At 65.5% G+C, this 15,558-nt stretch carries 6 protein-coding genes, 3 rRNA genes and 1 pseudogene; 1 reads left to right on the top strand and 9 read right to left on the bottom strand.

Features of this window, described 5'->3' with window-relative positions:
* Nucleotides 1-11: 11 nt before the first annotated feature.
* The 4 genes from rrf to OG266_RS00020 all read right to left on the bottom strand — a co-directional run bounded on the left by rrf (nucleotide 12) and on the right by OG266_RS00020 (nucleotide 6,766).
* Nucleotides 12-128: ribosomal RNA gene (rrf, locus tag OG266_RS00005) — 5S ribosomal RNA — on the bottom strand.
* A gap of 87 nt (nucleotides 129-215) precedes the next feature.
* Nucleotides 216-3,345 (bottom strand): 23S ribosomal RNA (locus tag OG266_RS00010).
* 318 nt (nucleotides 3,346-3,663) lie between these two features.
* Nucleotides 3,664-5,191, bottom strand: a 16S ribosomal RNA gene (locus tag OG266_RS00015).
* The 16S, 23S and 5S rRNA genes sit together here, the layout of an rRNA operon.
* Before the next feature lie 567 nt (nucleotides 5,192-5,758).
* Nucleotides 5,759-6,766 carry a stage II sporulation protein M gene (locus tag OG266_RS00020; RefSeq protein ID WP_266460695.1) on the bottom strand — a complete coding sequence of 336 codons (1,008 nt, stop codon included), beginning with the start codon at nucleotides 6,764-6,766 and terminating at the stop codon, nucleotides 5,759-5,761.
* A gap of 119 nt (nucleotides 6,767-6,885) precedes the next feature.
* Between OG266_RS00020 and OG266_RS00025 the strand changes: the two genes are divergently transcribed.
* Complete coding sequence (locus tag OG266_RS00025) at nucleotides 6,886-7,884, top strand: RDD family protein (protein WP_371541148.1); 999 nt, start codon at nucleotides 6,886-6,888, stop codon at nucleotides 7,882-7,884.
* Between the two features lie 43 nt (nucleotides 7,885-7,927).
* Here the strand turns inward: OG266_RS00025 and OG266_RS00030 are convergent, their stop codons facing one another.
* From OG266_RS00030 to OG266_RS00050, 5 genes and pseudogenes are all read right to left on the bottom strand, one after another.
* On the bottom strand, nucleotides 7,928-8,548 hold the full coding sequence (locus tag OG266_RS00030; RefSeq protein ID WP_371541150.1) for a hypothetical protein: 621 nt from the start codon (nucleotides 8,546-8,548) through the stop codon (nucleotides 7,928-7,930).
* A 99-nt stretch (nucleotides 8,549-8,647) separates the two neighbouring features.
* A pseudogene (gene ahcY, locus OG266_RS00035) lies at nucleotides 8,648-10,106 on the bottom strand (adenosylhomocysteinase).
* Complete coding sequence (gene metF, locus OG266_RS00040) at nucleotides 10,084-10,989, bottom strand: methylenetetrahydrofolate reductase [NAD(P)H] (RefSeq protein ID WP_329543449.1); 906 nt, start codon at nucleotides 10,987-10,989, stop codon at nucleotides 10,084-10,086. Before metF ends, ahcY begins: the two are co-directional and overlap by 23 nt.
* Nucleotides 10,986-14,492: a methionine synthase gene (gene metH, locus OG266_RS00045; protein WP_371541152.1), complete on the bottom strand. Its 3,507-nt coding sequence runs from the start codon at nucleotides 14,490-14,492 to the stop codon at nucleotides 10,986-10,988. The genes metF and metH overlap by 4 nt, the downstream gene beginning before the upstream one ends.
* Nucleotides 14,489-15,472, bottom strand: a complete 984-nt coding sequence (locus OG266_RS00050) for a carbohydrate kinase family protein (protein ID WP_371541156.1) — start codon at nucleotides 15,470-15,472, stop codon at nucleotides 14,489-14,491. The genes metH and OG266_RS00050 overlap by 4 nt, the downstream gene beginning before the upstream one ends.
* Between the last annotated feature and the right edge of the window lie 86 nt (nucleotides 15,473-15,558).

A 15,558-nucleotide genomic window follows, 5' to 3' on the forward strand; every position in this document is an offset into this window, starting at 1 on the left:
CTCTAAAGATAGTTCGGCGGCGTCCTACTCTCCCACAGGGTCCCCCCTGCAGTACCATCGGCGCTGTGAGGCTTAGCTTCCGGGTTCGGAATGTAACCGGGCGTTTCCCTCACGCTATGACCACCGAAACACGGTGAAACTTGTCAACCGGAGCCGTGGCATGGCTACGACGGTTGTTCGTGGTTTCAGAACCAACACAGTGGACGCGAGCAACTGAGGACAAGCCCTCGGCCTATTAGTACCAGTCAGCTTCGCCCATTACTGGGCTTCCACATCTGGCCTATCAACCCAGTCGTCTACTGGGAGCCTTAACCCCTCAAGGGGGTGGGAATACTCATCTCGAAGCAGGCTTCCCGCTTAGATGCTTTCAGCGGTTATCCCTCCCGAACGTAGCCAACCAGCCATGCCCTTGGCAGGACAACTGGCACACCAGAGGTTCGTCCGTCCCGGTCCTCTCGTACTAGGGACAGCCCTTCTCAATATTCCTGCGCGCGCAGCGGATAGGGACCGAACTGTCTCACGACGTTCTAAACCCAGCTCGCGTACCGCTTTAATGGGCGAACAGCCCAACCCTTGGGACCGACTCCAGCCCCAGGATGCGACGAGCCGACATCGAGGTGCCAAACCATCCCGTCGATATGGACTCTTGGGGAAGATCAGCCTGTTATCCCCGGGGTACCTTTTATCCGTTGAGCGACGGCGCTTCCACAAGCCACCGCCGGATCACTAGTCCCGACTTTCGTCCCTGCTCGACCCGTCGGTCTCACAGTCAAGCTCCCTTGTGCACTTACACTCAACACCTGATTACCAACCAGGCTGAGGGAACCTTTGGGCGCCTCCGTTACTCTTTAGGAGGCAACCGCCCCAGTTAAACTACCCATCAGACACTGTCCCTGATCCGGATCACGGACCCAGGTTAGACATCCAGCACGACCAGACTGGTATTTCAACGACGACTCCACCTGAGCTGGCGCTCAAGCTTCACAGTCTCCCAGCTATCCTACACAAGCCGAACCGAACACCAATATCAAACTATAGTAAAGGTCCCGGGGTCTTTCCGTCCTGCTGCGCGAAACGAGCATCTTTACTCGTAGTGCAATTTCACCGGGCCTATGGTTGAGACAGTCGAGAAGTCGTTACGCCATTCGTGCAGGTCGGAACTTACCCGACAAGGAATTTCGCTACCTTAGGATGGTTATAGTTACCACCGCCGTTTACTGGCGCTTAAGTTCTCAGCTTCGCCACCCCGAAGAGTGCACTAACCGGTCCCCTTAACGTTCCAGCACCGGGCAGGCGTCAGTCCGTATACATCGCCTTACGGCTTCGCACGGACCTGTGTTTTTAGTAAACAGTCGCTTCTCGCTGGTCTCTGCGGCCACCCCCAGCTCAAGCAGCAAGTGCTATCACCGGTGATGGCCCCCCTTCTCCCGAAGTTACGGGGGCATTTTGCCGAGTTCCTTAACCATAGTTCACCCGAACGCCTCGGTATTCTCTACCTGACCACCTGAGTCGGTTTAGGGTACGGGCCGCCATGAAACTCGCTAGAGGCTTTTCTCGACAGCATAGGATCATCCACTTCACCACAATCGGCTCGGCATCAGGTCTCAGCCTTAATGTGCTGTACGGATTTACCTGGATCACACGGCCTACACCCTTACCCCGGGACAACCACCGCCCGGGATGGACTACCTTCCTGCGTCACCCCATCACTCACCTACTACCAGCTCGGGTCACCGGCTCCACCACTTCCCTCAACTCCGAAGAGATCAGGACGGCTTCACGGGCTTAGCATTACTGGATTCAATGTTTGACGCTTCACAGCGGGTACCGGAATATCAACCGGTTATCCATCGACTACGCCTGTCGGCCTCGCCTTAGGTCCCGACTTACCCTGGGCAGATCAGCTTGACCCAGGAACCCTTAGTCAATCGGCGCACACGTTTCTCACGTGTGTATCGCTACTCATGCCTGCATTCTCACTCGTGAACCGTCCACCACTAGCTTCCGCTGCGGCTTCACCCGGCACACGACGCTCCCCTACCCATCCCAGCCCCCGTTGGGGGTATGTGCTGGAATGACACGACTTCGGCGGTACGCTTGAGCCCCGCTACATTGTCGGCGCGGAATCACTAGACCAGTGAGCTATTACGCACTCTTTCAAGGGTGGCTGCTTCTAAGCCAACCTCCTGGTTGTCTGTGCGACTCCACATCCTTTCCCACTTAGCGTACGCTTAGGGGCCTTAGTCGATGCTCTGGGCTGTTTCCCTCTCGACCATGGAGCTTATCCCCCACAGTCTCACTGCCGTGCTCTCACTTACCGGCATTCGGAGTTTGGCTAAGGTCAGTAACCCGGTAGGGCCCATCGCCTATCCAGTGCTCTACCTCCGGCAAGAAACACACGACGCTGCACCTAAATGCATTTCGGGGAGAACCAGCTATCACGGAGTTTGATTGGCCTTTCACCCCTAACCACAGGTCATCCCCCAGGTTTTCAACCCTGGTGGGTTCGGTCCTCCACGACCTCTTACAGCCGCTTCAACCTGCCCATGGCTAGATCACTCCGCTTCGGGTCTTGAGCGCGCTACTAAATCGCCCTATTCGGACTCGCTTTCGCTACGGCTTCCCCACACGGGTTAACCTCGCAACACACCGCAAACTCGCAGGCTCATTCTTCAAAAGGCACGCAGTCACGAGAGTGCATGCAAGCATGCACTCCGACGCTCCCACGGCTTGTAGGCACACGGTTTCAGGTACTATTTCACTCCGCTCCCGCGGTACTTTTCACCATTCCCTCACGGTACTATCCGCTATCGGTCACCAGGGAATATTTAGGCTTAGCGGGTGGTCCCGCCAGATTCACACGGGATTTCTCGGGCCCCGTGCTACTTGGGTGTTTCTCAAACGAGCCGTTGACGTTTCGACTACGGGGGTCTTACCCTCTACGCCGGACCTTTCGCATGTCCTTCGCCTACATCAACGGTTTCTGACTCGTCTCACGATCGGCAGACCGTGAAAGAGAAATCCCACAACCCCATATACGCAACCCCTGCCGGGTCTCACACGCATATGGTTTAGCCTCATCCAGTTTCGCTCGCCACTACTCCCGGAATCACGGTTGTTTTCTCTTCCTGCGGGTACTGAGATGTTTCACTTCCCCGCGTTCCCTCCACATACCCTATGTGTTCAGGTATGGGTGACAGCCCATGACGACTGCCGGGTTTCCCCATTCGGAAACCCCCGGATCAAAGCCTGGTTGACGGCTCCCCGGGGACTATCGTGGCCTCCCACGTCCTTCATCGGTTCCTGGTGCCAAGGCATCCACCGTGCGCCCTTAAAAACTTGGCCACAGATGCTCGCGTCCACTGTGCAGTTCTCAAACAACGACCAACCACCCACCACCCCACCCTCACGGGCGAGTTCACTGGGGCCGGCACTGAAGAAACAAGCTCGAACAGCCCGTACCTTCAGACACCCAACAGCGTGCCCGGCACCCTCGCCACTCATGATCAGCTTTCCACGCCCCGAAGGACAGTACTTGCAGCCCGAGATGACTGAGAGTGCCGAATAATCAACGTTCCACCCATGAGCAACCAGCACCGGACGTACGCCGATGTACTGGCCCTGGACCACCAGACAATGCCTGGCGGCCTAGATGCTCCTTAGAAAGGAGGTGATCCAGCCGCACCTTCCGGTACGGCTACCTTGTTACGACTTCGTCCCAATCGCCAGTCCCACCTTCGACAGCTCCCTCCCCACAAGGGGGTTGGGCCACCGGCTTCGGGTGTTACCGACTTTCGTGACGTGACGGGCGGTGTGTACAAGGCCCGGGAACGTATTCACCGCAGCAATGCTGATCTGCGATTACTAGCAACTCCGACTTCATGGGGTCGAGTTGCAGACCCCAATCCGAACTGAGACAGGCTTTTTGAGATTCGCTCCGCCTCGCGGCATCGCAGCTCATTGTACCTGCCATTGTAGCACGTGTGCAGCCCAAGACATAAGGGGCATGATGACTTGACGTCGTCCCCACCTTCCTCCGAGTTGACCCCGGCAGTCTCCTGTGAGTCCCCATCACCCCGAAGGGCATGCTGGCAACACAGAACAAGGGTTGCGCTCGTTGCGGGACTTAACCCAACATCTCACGACACGAGCTGACGACAGCCATGCACCACCTGTACACCGACCACAAGGGGGGCACCATCTCTGATGCTTTCCGGCGTATGTCAAGCCTTGGTAAGGTTCTTCGCGTTGCGTCGAATTAAGCCACATGCTCCGCTGCTTGTGCGGGCCCCCGTCAATTCCTTTGAGTTTTAGCCTTGCGGCCGTACTCCCCAGGCGGGGAACTTAATGCGTTAGCTGCGGCACCGACGACGTGGAATGTCGCCAACACCTAGTTCCCACCGTTTACGGCGTGGACTACCAGGGTATCTAATCCTGTTCGCTCCCCACGCTTTCGCTCCTCAGCGTCAGTAATGGCCCAGAGATCCGCCTTCGCCACCGGTGTTCCTCCTGATATCTGCGCATTTCACCGCTACACCAGGAATTCCGATCTCCCCTACCACACTCTAGCCTGCCCGTATCGACTGCAGACCCGGGGTTAAGCCCCGGGCTTTCACAACCGACGCGACAAGCCGCCTACGAGCTCTTTACGCCCAATAATTCCGGACAACGCTTGCGCCCTACGTATTACCGCGGCTGCTGGCACGTAGTTAGCCGGCGCTTCTTCTGCAGGTACCGTCACTTTCGCTTCTTCCCTGCTGAAAGAGGTTTACAACCCGAAGGCCGTCATCCCTCACGCGGCGTCGCTGCATCAGGCTTTCGCCCATTGTGCAATATTCCCCACTGCTGCCTCCCGTAGGAGTCTGGGCCGTGTCTCAGTCCCAGTGTGGCCGGTCGCCCTCTCAGGCCGGCTACCCGTCGTCGCCTTGGTGAGCCACTACCTCACCAACAAGCTGATAGGCCGCGGGCTCATCCTTCACCGCCGGAGCTTTTAACCCCCACCCATGCGGGCAGGAGTGTTATCCGGTATTAGACCCCGTTTCCAGGGCTTGTCCCAGAGTGAAGGGCAGATTGCCCACGTGTTACTCACCCGTTCGCCACTAATCCACCCCGAAGGGCTTCATCGTTCGACTTGCATGTGTTAAGCACGCCGCCAGCGTTCGTCCTGAGCCAGGATCAAACTCTCCGTGAATGTTTTCCCGTAATCGGGACGACACCACGAGAGCGGAACCGAAGGGAGGAATAATCCCCACGGTCCACAGCGTCCTCGCTGATGTTTTACTTCAAAGGAACCTCGTCCCAGCCATGATGACTGGAGACGGGGTATCAACAAACTTGGCGTTGATTTTTGGCACGCTGTTGAGTTCTCAAGGAACGGACGCTTCCTTTGTACTCACCCGAGAGACTCTCTCAGGCTTTCCTCCGGGCAGTTTCCCTTCGGTCTTGCGTTTCCGACTCTATCAGACCGTTTCCCGATCCGATTTCCTCGGTGCTTTCCAGGTTTCCGCTTTCGCGTTTCCCTTTCCGGCGGTTCCGACTTTATCAGAGGTTTTGGGCCGGACTGACCGGCATCCATTTCTGAATCATCGGGAGGGGCCTCTCGGAAAACGACGTTTCCAGAAGCAGGCAGACCCTAACCGCTGCCACTGGAGCTGTCCAGTTCTAGGCAACTGTTCGAATCTACCTCCCCGCTCGTTCCGTGTCAACGGTTCTTGTGGGGCGAAGAGGAGACTAGCAGGTCAGCGAGGGGGGTCGCACATCAGGCAGCCGTCGGGAGGACGGCGCTGCGCTCGGCCTCGTCGACGTCGCCGGTTTCACCGGCGCGTGCCGCACGACCGCCCAGTACATAGACGTACGCGAGGAAGGCCAGTTCAGCCGCGATTCCGATGCCTATACGGGCCCAGGTGGGGAGTCCGGACGGTGTGACGAAGCCTTCGATGGCGCCTGAGACAAAGAGGATCAGGGCCAGGCCTATTGCCATGCCCAGGGCGGCTCGGCCTTCTTCGGCGAGTGCCGTGCGACGGGGACGGGGACCCGGGTCGATCAGGGTCCAGCCCAGTCGCAGACCTGTGCCGGCGGCAACGAAGACGGCCGTCAATTCCAGGAGGCCGTGTGGGAGGACGAGGCCCAGGAAGGTGTCGAGGCGGCCGGCCGAGGACATCAGGCCTATGCCGACACCAAGGTTGAGCATGTTCTCGAAGAGGATCCAGATGACCGGCAGGCCCAGGAAGACGCCCAGGACCAGGCACATCGCGGCGGCCTGGGCGTTGTTCGTCCACACCTGGGCCGCGAAGGACGCGGCCGGGTGGCTGGAGTAGTAGGTCTCGTACTGGCCACCGGGGCGAGTGAGCTCGCGCAGGTCGCTGGGCGCCGCGATCGAGGACTGGACCTCGGGGTGCGTACCGATCCACCATCCCAGTAGGGCCGCGACCAGGGTGGACAGGAGAGCGGTGGGAACCCACCAGTGGCGCGAGCGGTAGACCGCTGCCGGGAAGCCGTGCGTCAGGAATCGGGTGACATCGCGCCAGGAGGCGCGGCGGGTGCCTGTCACTGCACTACGCGCGCGTGCCACCAGTTGACTGAGGCGGCCCATCAGCTGAGGGTCCGGGGCGCTGGACTGGATCAGGGAGAGGTGGGTGGCGGTGCGTTGGTACAGGGCGACGAGTTCGTCGGCCTCGGCCCCGGTGAGGCGGCGTTGGCGGCGGATCAGTGCGTCGAGCCTGTCCCACTCGGCGCGGTGGGCGGACACGAAGACGTCGAGGTCCATCTGGTTGGCTGCTCCTCGGCTGCTCGTCGTAAGTGTCAGCTTGTCGTACTGCGGCGCGATGTGCCCTCAGCTTGGCAGACTGGCCGTTCTCGAGGCAGGTCAGGGGAAGGACGGCAAGCGTGAGTGAGCTAGTGACGGGCGAGGCGGTGGCGCTGGAGCTGCGCCCCGCGAAACTGCCGAGCCGGGCCCTGGCCGTCTTGCTGGACCTGGTCGTGACGATGACCGTCTACGTCCTCGTGACCATCGGCTTGGTGGCCGCGACGGCTGCGCTGGACGAAGCGGCGCAGGTCGCGGTCTCGATCGCGGCTTTCCTGCTCGTGCTGGTGGGCGGGCCGATCGCGGTGGAGACACTCAGCCACGGGCGTTCGCTGGGGAAGCTGGCGTTCGGGCTGCGGGTGGTGCGGGACGACGGCGGGCCGATCCGGTTCCGGCATGCGCTGGTGCGCGGTGCCGTCGGTGTGGTCGAGCTTCTGATGACGTTCGGGGTCATCGCGTGCATCGCCTCGCTCGTGTCGGCGCGCGGGCGGCGGCTGGGTGACGTGTTCGCGGGGACCCTTGTCGTACGGGAAAGGATTCCGGCCGGCCGCACGTCTTTCGTGCCTCCACCGCCGCCCTGGCTGGCGGGGCGATTCTCCGAGCTTGATCTGTCCGCGGTTCCGGACGGCTTGTGGTTGGCCATCCGGCAGTACCTGACGCGTATGCAGCAGCTGGATCCGCAGGTCGGTGGGGCGATGGCGGAGCGGCTCGCGATGGATCTGGCCACCCGTACGGGGACTCCGGCGCCGCACGGGGTCCCGCCGGCCGCGTATCTGGCGGCCGTGGTTCAGGAGCGGCAGGCGCGGGAGGCTCGGCGATCCTTTGGCGGTGGCGTCGCCATGGGCGGCCATGGGGGCCCGGGTGGACCGGTGATGGCGATGCCGGGCGCGGTCGGACCTGCGCCGGTGCAACCAGGCATCTACCCCTATCCGCCGGCGATTCCGGGAGCCCCGTCACCACAGGCATCGCCGACGCCGCAGTCGCCGCAGAACATCGCACCGCTGCCTGTCCCACCGCCGCCCGCCGCACCGCAGCAGGACCAGGCCGACCGTCCCTCGACCGGCTTCGCGCCGCCCGCATAACCACCGGTGTCGGCGCCGAGCGGCGAACGGCGCCGACGTCTCGTCAGGCGAAGACCGACGGGGGCGATTCGAGGTGTTCCAGTTCGATGCCGGGTGCCGCGAGCACCACGTCTCCCGCGATGTGTACGGCGTGCTGTTCACCGGTGTCCAGGGCTGTGACCTGGTATTCGTCCACGGTCAGGGGGCCGTTGTCAGTGGCGTGTGTTTCTCTCGAGATCAAGGCCCAGGACTGGTCGAGGGTGCGCGGGGCGAGGACCGGGTCGGTGAAGGCGACGAGGCGTACGCGGGTCGCGGAGGCGGGGGTGGAAGGGGTGAGGCGAAGGAGACGTGCGGTGGCGATGAGGAACGCCGGGGACGAGCCGGTGAAGGCGTGGGCGCGGACGTTGCCTTCGGTGGCCTGCGTGCCGGTGGGGTCGGTGCGGACCCAGGTGACGCCGTCGAGCGCGGCGCCGCGGATCTGCCAGCTCGCGGCGTTCAGTTCAAGGCGGATGGGGCGGCCGAGGTCGTCGAGCGCGAGGTCGACGGAGCCGGCATGGTCGCCGGAGGGGGTGGTGAGTTGGGAGACGTAGCGCCAGCCGGAGGGGCCGGGCGCGCAGTGGAAGTGTTCTTCGGCGAGGGGGGTGTGATCGTGCGGATCATGGAGCGAATAGCGGCCGCGGGGCATGGGGGTTCAGGTCCTCATCGGGGACAGGCCCCCGCCGTGACGGCGAGGGCCTGCTGACATCCGTACGCCGAGCGGTGGTACCGCTGCTCGGCGGGGAACTCAGTAGCGGTAGTGGTCCGACTTGTACGGGCCCTCGACTTCGATGCCGAGGTAGGAGGCCTGCTCCGGGCGCAGCGTCGTCAGCTTCACGCCGAGCGCGTCCAGGTGGAGGCGGGCGACCTTCTCGTCCAGGTGCTTGGGCAGCACGTACACGTCGGTCGGGTACTCCTCGGGCTTGGTGAACAGCTCGATCTGGGCCAGCGTCTGGTCCGCGAACGAGTTGGACATCACGAACGAGGGGTGACCGGTGGCGTTGCCCAGGTTCAGCAGGCGGCCCTCGGACAGCACGATGAGGACCTTGCCGTCGGGGAACGTCCAGGTGTGGACCTGCGGCTTGACCTCGTCCTTGACGATGCCCTCGACCTGCGCCAGGCCCGCCATGTCGATCTCGTTGTCGAAGTGGCCGATGTTCCCCACGATCGCCTGGTGCTTCATCCGGGCCATGTCGGCGGCCATGATGATGTCCTTGTTGCCCGTCGTGGTGACGAAGATGTCCGCCACTTCGACGACCTCGTCGAGCGTCGTGACCTGGTAGCCGTCCATCGCCGCCTGCAGCGCGCAGATCGGGTCGATCTCGGTGACGATGACCCGGGCGCCCTGCCCGCGCAGCGACTCCGCACAGCCCTTGCCCACATCGCCGTACCCGAACACGACCGCCGTCTTGCCACCGATCAGGACATCGGTCGCGCGGTTGATGCCGTCGATCAGCGAATGCCGGCAGCCGTACTTGTTGTCGAACTTCGACTTCGTCACCGCGTCGTTCACGTTGATCGCCGGGAACAGCAGGGCCCCGTCGCGGTGCATCTCGTACAGGCGGTGCACGCCGGTGGTGGTCTCCTCGGTCACGCCGCGGATCTGGGAGGCGAGCTGGGTCCACTTCTGCGAGCCCTCGGTGATGGTGCGGGTGAGGAGCTCGAGAACGACGCGGTGCTCGTCGGACTCGGCGGTGTCGACGGCCGGCACCTCGCCGTCTCTTGTGGTACTCGACGCCCTGGTGGACCAGGACGGTGGCGTCACCGCCGTCGTCGAGGATCATGTTCGGGCCGGCGTGCCCGGGCCAGGTCAGGGCCTGCTCGGTGCACCACCAGTACTCCTTGAGGCTCTCGCCCTTCCAGGCGAAGACCGGGACGCCCTGCGGGTTGTCGGGCGTGCCGTGCGGGCCGACCGCGACGGCGGCGGCGGCGTGGTCCTGGGTGGAGAAGATGTTGCAGGAGACCCAGCGGACCTCGGCGCCCAGGGCGAGCAGCGTCTCGATGAGGACGGCGGTCTGCACGGTCATGTGCAGCGAGCCCGTGATCCGGGCACCCGCCAGGGGCTGCGCCTCGGCGTACTCCTTGCGGATCGCCATCAGGCCGGGCATCTCGTGCTCGGCGAGGGTGATCTCCTTGCGGCCGAACGCGGCCAGGGAGAGGTCGGCGACCTTGAAGTCCGTGAAGTCAGCGCTGGGCTGCGAGGGCATGCGGGGCACTCCTTGAGTTCGTCACGTCGCGGTGGATTTCGAGCGTCGCCGTCGAGCGGTTCAGCGTGATGTAGTGCAGCCCGGGGGCGCCTTCGGCCAGGAGCCGCCGGGCCATCGCGGTGGCGTACTCGACGCCGATGCGGTGGCCGTCCGCGGGGCGGTCGCGCACGGCGTCCAGGCGGTGGGCCAGGTCCTCGGGGAAGGCGGCGCCGCTGAGCTGGGCGAAGCGGGCGATCTGGCGGACGTCGGTGGCCGGCATGATCTCCGGGATGATCGGGGTGTCGCAGCCCGCGGCGGCCACCTTGTCGCGCAGCCGCAGGTAGTCCTCGACGTCGAAGAACATCTGGGTGACCGCGTAGTCGGCGCCCGCCCGGCACTTGGCGACGAAGTGCCGGATCTCGCTGTCCCAGTCGGCCGAGCGCGGATGACGCTCCGGGAAGGCCGCCACACCGACGCTGAACTCCCCCGACTCCTTGACCAGACGCACCAGTTCATGGGCGTGGGTGAAGCCGTCGGGGTGCGGGATCCAGGGGGCGTTCGGGTCGCCGGGCGGGTCGCCGCGCAGGGCCAGGACGTCCCGGACGCCGGCGTCGGCGTACTGGCCGATGATGCGGCGCAGCTCCGCCGCCGAGTGGCCGACCGCGGTCAGATGGGCGACAGGGCGCAGGGTCGTCTCGGCCGCGATCCGTTTGGTCACCTCCACGGTGCGGTCCCGGGAGGAGCCGCCGGCCCCGTAGGTGACCGAGACGAACGCCGGTGCCAGCGGCTCGATCCGGCGGATCGCCTCCCACAGTGTCCGCTCCCCCCTGGCCGTCTTCGGCGGGAAGAACTCGAAGGAGAACGAGGGGGTCCCCGCGTCGAGGGTGTCGCGCAGTGTGGTCATGGCCGGCCTCCGGCGTTGAAGTAGCTGGCCTCGGGGTGGTGCAGGACGATCGCGTCGGTGGACTGCTCGGGGTGCAGCTGGAACTCCTCGGACAGGTGGACGCCGATGCGCTCCGGCCCCAGCAGGGCGGCGATCTTGGCGCGGTCCTCCAGGTCGGGGCAGGCCGGGTAGCCCAGGGAGTAGCGGCAGCCCTGGTACTCGGTACGGAACATGCCGTCCAGCGAGCCCGGATCGGCCCCGGCGATGCCGAGTTCGGAGCGCACCCGGGCGTGCCAGTACTCGGCGAGCGCCTCGGCCAACTGCACGGACAGGCCGTGCAGTTCGAGGTAGTCGCGGTAGGCGTCGGCCTCGAACAGCTTGGCGGTCTCCTCGCCGATCCGGGAGCCGACGGTGACGATCTGGAGGCCGACGACGTCGGTCTCGCCGGACTCCTGCGGCCGGAAGAAGTCCGCCAGGCACAGCCGGCGGCCGCGGCGCTGGCGCGGGAAGGTGAAGCGGGTCAGTTCGGAGCCGTTCTCGTCCAGCAGGATCAGGTCGTCGCCCTTGGACACGGCACGGAAGTAGCCGTGCACGACGGCCGCTTCCAGCAGGTTGCCGGTCTGCAGCTTGTCCAGCCAGCCGCGCAGCCGGGGCCGGCCCTCGCTCTCCAGGAGTTCCTCGTACGTCGGTCCGCCGCCGGCGCGGGTCTGCTTCAGGCCCCACTGGCCCTTGAACAGGGCGCCCTCGTCGAGCCAGGAGGCGTACTCCTTGAGCGGGATGCCCCTGATGACGCGGGTGCCCCAGAACGGCGGGGCGGGCACCGGGTGGTCGACGGCGACGTCGGAGCGGACGTGCCCCTGTTCGGGGCGCTCCTCGACCTCGAGGGCCCGCGCGGCCGGCCTGACCCGGCGTTGCTTGAGTTCGGGCAGCACGGCTCCGGGGACGCCCCGCTTGACCGCGATGAGCGCGTCCATGAGGCGCAGGCCCTCGAACGCGTCGCGGGCGTAGCGGACTTCGCCCTCGTAGATCTCGTACAGGTCCTGCTCGACGTAGGCGCGGGTGAGAGCGGCGCCGCCGAGGATGACCGGGTAATTGGCCGCCAGGCCGCGGGAGTTGAGCTCCTGGAGGTTCTCCTTCATGATCACCGTGGACTTGACCAGCAGCCCGGACATGCCGATCACGTCGGCCCGGTGCTCCTGCGCGGCGTCCAGGATCGCCGAGACCGGCTGCTTGATCCCGAGGTTGACCACGTTGTAGCCGTTGTTCGACAGGATGATGTCGACCAGGTTCTTGCCGATGTCGTGGACGTCGCCGCGCACCGTGGCCAGCACGATGGTGCCCTTGCCCTCCGCGTCGGACTTCTCCATGTGCGGCTCCAGATAGGCCACCGCGGTCTTCATCACCTCGGCGGACTGGAGCACGAACGGCAGCTGCATCTGGCCGGAGCCGAACAGCTCGCCGACCACCTTCATGCCGTCCAGGAGTGTGTCGTTGACGATGTCCAGGGCGGGGCGGCTCTGCAGGGCCTCGGCGAGATCGGCCTCCAGGCCGTTCTTCTCGCCGTCGATGATGCGCCGCTTGAGGCGCTCGTCCAGCGGGAGGGCGGCCAGCTCCTCGGCGCGGCCCGCCGTCCGGGACTTGGTGGTAGCGCCCTCGAACAAAGCCATCAGCTTCTGCAGCGGGTCATAACCCTCCGCGCGGCGGTCGTAGACCAGGTCGAGGGCCGTCTGCACCTCCTCCTCGGTGAACCGCGCGATCGGCAGGATCTTGCTCGCGTGCACGATCGCCGAGTCCAGGCCCGCCTTCACGCACTCGTCCAGGAAGACCGAGTTGAGCAGCACGCGGGCGGCCGGGTTCAGGCCGAAGGAGATGTTGGAGAGGCCCAGCGTGGTCTGGACGTCGGGGTGACGCCGCTTCAGCTCGCGGATCGCCCCGATCGTCGCAATGCCGTCGCCCCTCGATTCTTCCTGGCCGGTGCAGATCGTGAAGGTCAGGGTGTCGATGAGGATGTCCGACTCGTGGATACCCCAGTTGGTCGTCAGGTCGGCGATCAGCCGCTCGGCGATCGCGACCTTGTGCTCGACGGTGCGGGCCTGTCCCTCCTCGTCGATGGTCAGCGCGATGAGCGCGGCGCCGTGCTCCTGGGCGAGGCGGGTGACCTTCGCGAAGCGGGACTCGGGGCCGTCACCGTCCTCGTAGTTGACGGAGTTGATGACCGCACGGCCGCCCAGCTTCTCCAAACCGGCCCGGATGACCGGGACTTCGGTGGAGTCCAGGACGAGCGGGAGGGTGGAGGCGGTGGCGAAGCGGCCGGCCAGTTCCTTCATGTCGGCGACGCCGTCGCGGCCCACGTAGTCGACACAGAGGTCGAGCATGTGGGCGCCCTCGCGGATCTGGTCGCGGGCCATCTCCACGCAGTCGTCCCAGCGGCCCTCCAGCATCGCCTCCCGGAACTTCTTCGACCCGTTGGCGTTCGTCCGCTCACCGATCGCCATATAGGCGGTGTCCTGGCGGAACGGGACCGTCTGGTAGAGGGAGGCGGCGCCCGGCTCGGGCTGGGGGTTGCGCTCGGTGGGCGTGGCCTGGCGGACCCGCTCCACGAGCTGGCGCAGGTGCTCGGGGGTCGTGCCGCAGCAGCCGCCGACCAGGTTCAGGCCGTAGTCGCGGACGAAGTGCTCCTGCGCGTCGGCCAGTCCCTGGGGGTCGAGCGGGAAGTGGGCGCCGTCCTTGGTGAGGATGGGCAGGCCCGCGTTCGGCATGCACAGCAGCGGGGTGCGGGAGTGGCGGGCCAGGTAGCGCAGGTGCTCGCTCATCTCGGCCGGGCCGGTCGAGCAGTTCAGGCCGATCAGGTCGATACCGAGCGGCTCCAGCGCGGTCAGCGCCGCACCGATCTCCGAGCCGAGCAGCATGACGCCGGTGGTCTCGAAGGCGAGCGAACAGATCAGCGGCACTTCCAGACCCAGCGCCTCCATCGCACGGCGCGCACCGACCAGGCTGGACTTGGTCTGCAGCAGGTCCTGCGTGGTCTCCACGATCAGCGCGTCCGCGCCACCGGCGAGCAGGCCCTCGGCGTTCTGCTGGTAGCCGTCGCGCAGTACGTCGTACGCGATGTGACCGAGCGAGGGCAGCTTGGTGCCCGGGCCGATCGAGCCGAGGACCCAGCGCTGGCGGCCGTCCTTGGCGCCGAACTCGTCGGCAACCTCGCGGGCGATCCGGGCGCCCGACTCGGACAGTTCGAAGATCCGGTCGGCGATGTCGTACTCGCCGGCCGCCGAGTGGTTCGAGCCGAAGGTGTTCGTCTCGACGCAGTCCACGCCCACGGAGAAGTACTCCTCGTGCACCGCGCGCACGATGTCGGGGCGGGTGACATTGAGGATCTCGTTGCAGCCCTCGAGCTGCTCGAAGTCCTCCAGGGACGGCTCCTGTTCCTGGAGCATGGTGCCCATCGCCCCGTCGGCGACCACCACACGGGTGGCGAGTGCCTCGCGGAGCGCGGCGATACGGGCCCGGTCACCGGCGGTCACGACTGTGCTCCCAGGACGGACGCGAGCGCCTCGGCCGCGCCGGGGCCGTAGGTCCGCTCGACGATGCCGGCCAGCTGCGCCAGGTCGATGCGGTGGGCCTGTGAGCCGACCACGCCCAGGACCACCGAGGCCAGCGCGCAGCCCAGCCGGGCCGCGGGCTCCAGCGGCACCCCGTGGCTGACGGCGGCCAGGAAACCGGCGCGGAAGGCGTCGCCGGCACCGGTCGGGTCGGCCACCCGGGTGTCGGGGACCGCGGGGACGACGAGCGGGGGCTGTCCGGCGCGTTCGGCCCGTACGCCCTTGCCGCCCAGGGTGGTGACCCAGGTGCCGGCGGCCGCGAGGACCTCCTGATGGCTCCAGCCGGTGCGCTCCTTCAGCAGCGCGGCCTCGTACTCGTTGGTGAACAGCCAGGCGGCGCCGTCCACCAGGGCACGGACCTGGCCGCCGTCCAGGCGGGCCAGCTGCTGCGAGGGGTCGGCCGCGAAGGGGATGCCCAGGGCCCGGCACTCGGCGGTGTGGCGCAGCATCGCGGATGGGTCGTTGGGCGAGATGAGGACCAGGCCGGGGCGTTCGGGGCCGGTGAAAAGTGCGCTCAGGCCGATGTCGTGCGCCTGGGTCATCGCGCCCGCGTAGAAGGCGGCGATCTGGTTGGCGTCCTGGTCGGCGATGCACATGAAGCGGGCCGTCTGCTGTTCGGCGCAGACGCGCACTCCCCCGGTGTCGACGCCGTGCTCCTTGAGCCACACCTCGTACTCGGCGAAGTCCGTGCCGACCGCCCCGACCAGCAGGGGCGACAGTGAGAAGCCGCCGAGCCCGAAGGCGATGTTGGCAGCGACGCCGCCCCGGCGCACCTCGAGCCCGTCGACGAGGAAGGAGAGCGAGAGGTGGGCGAGCTGGTCGGGCAGCAGCTGGTCCGCGAACCGCCCGGGGAAAACCATCAGATGGTCGGTGGCGATAGACCCTGTCACCGCGATGCGCATGGGAACTCCTTCAATCGCTTGGGCCGCTTGCCGCCGGCGGTGCGCGGCGGCGGCCGCGGCCGCGCGGCCGTCCAGGTGCCGGGTGT

Origin of the sequence: Streptomyces sp. NBC_00554 (assembly GCF_041431135.1) — a bacterium.
In the GTDB taxonomy this organism is placed as follows: Bacteria; Actinomycetota; Actinomycetes; order Streptomycetales; family Streptomycetaceae; genus Streptomyces.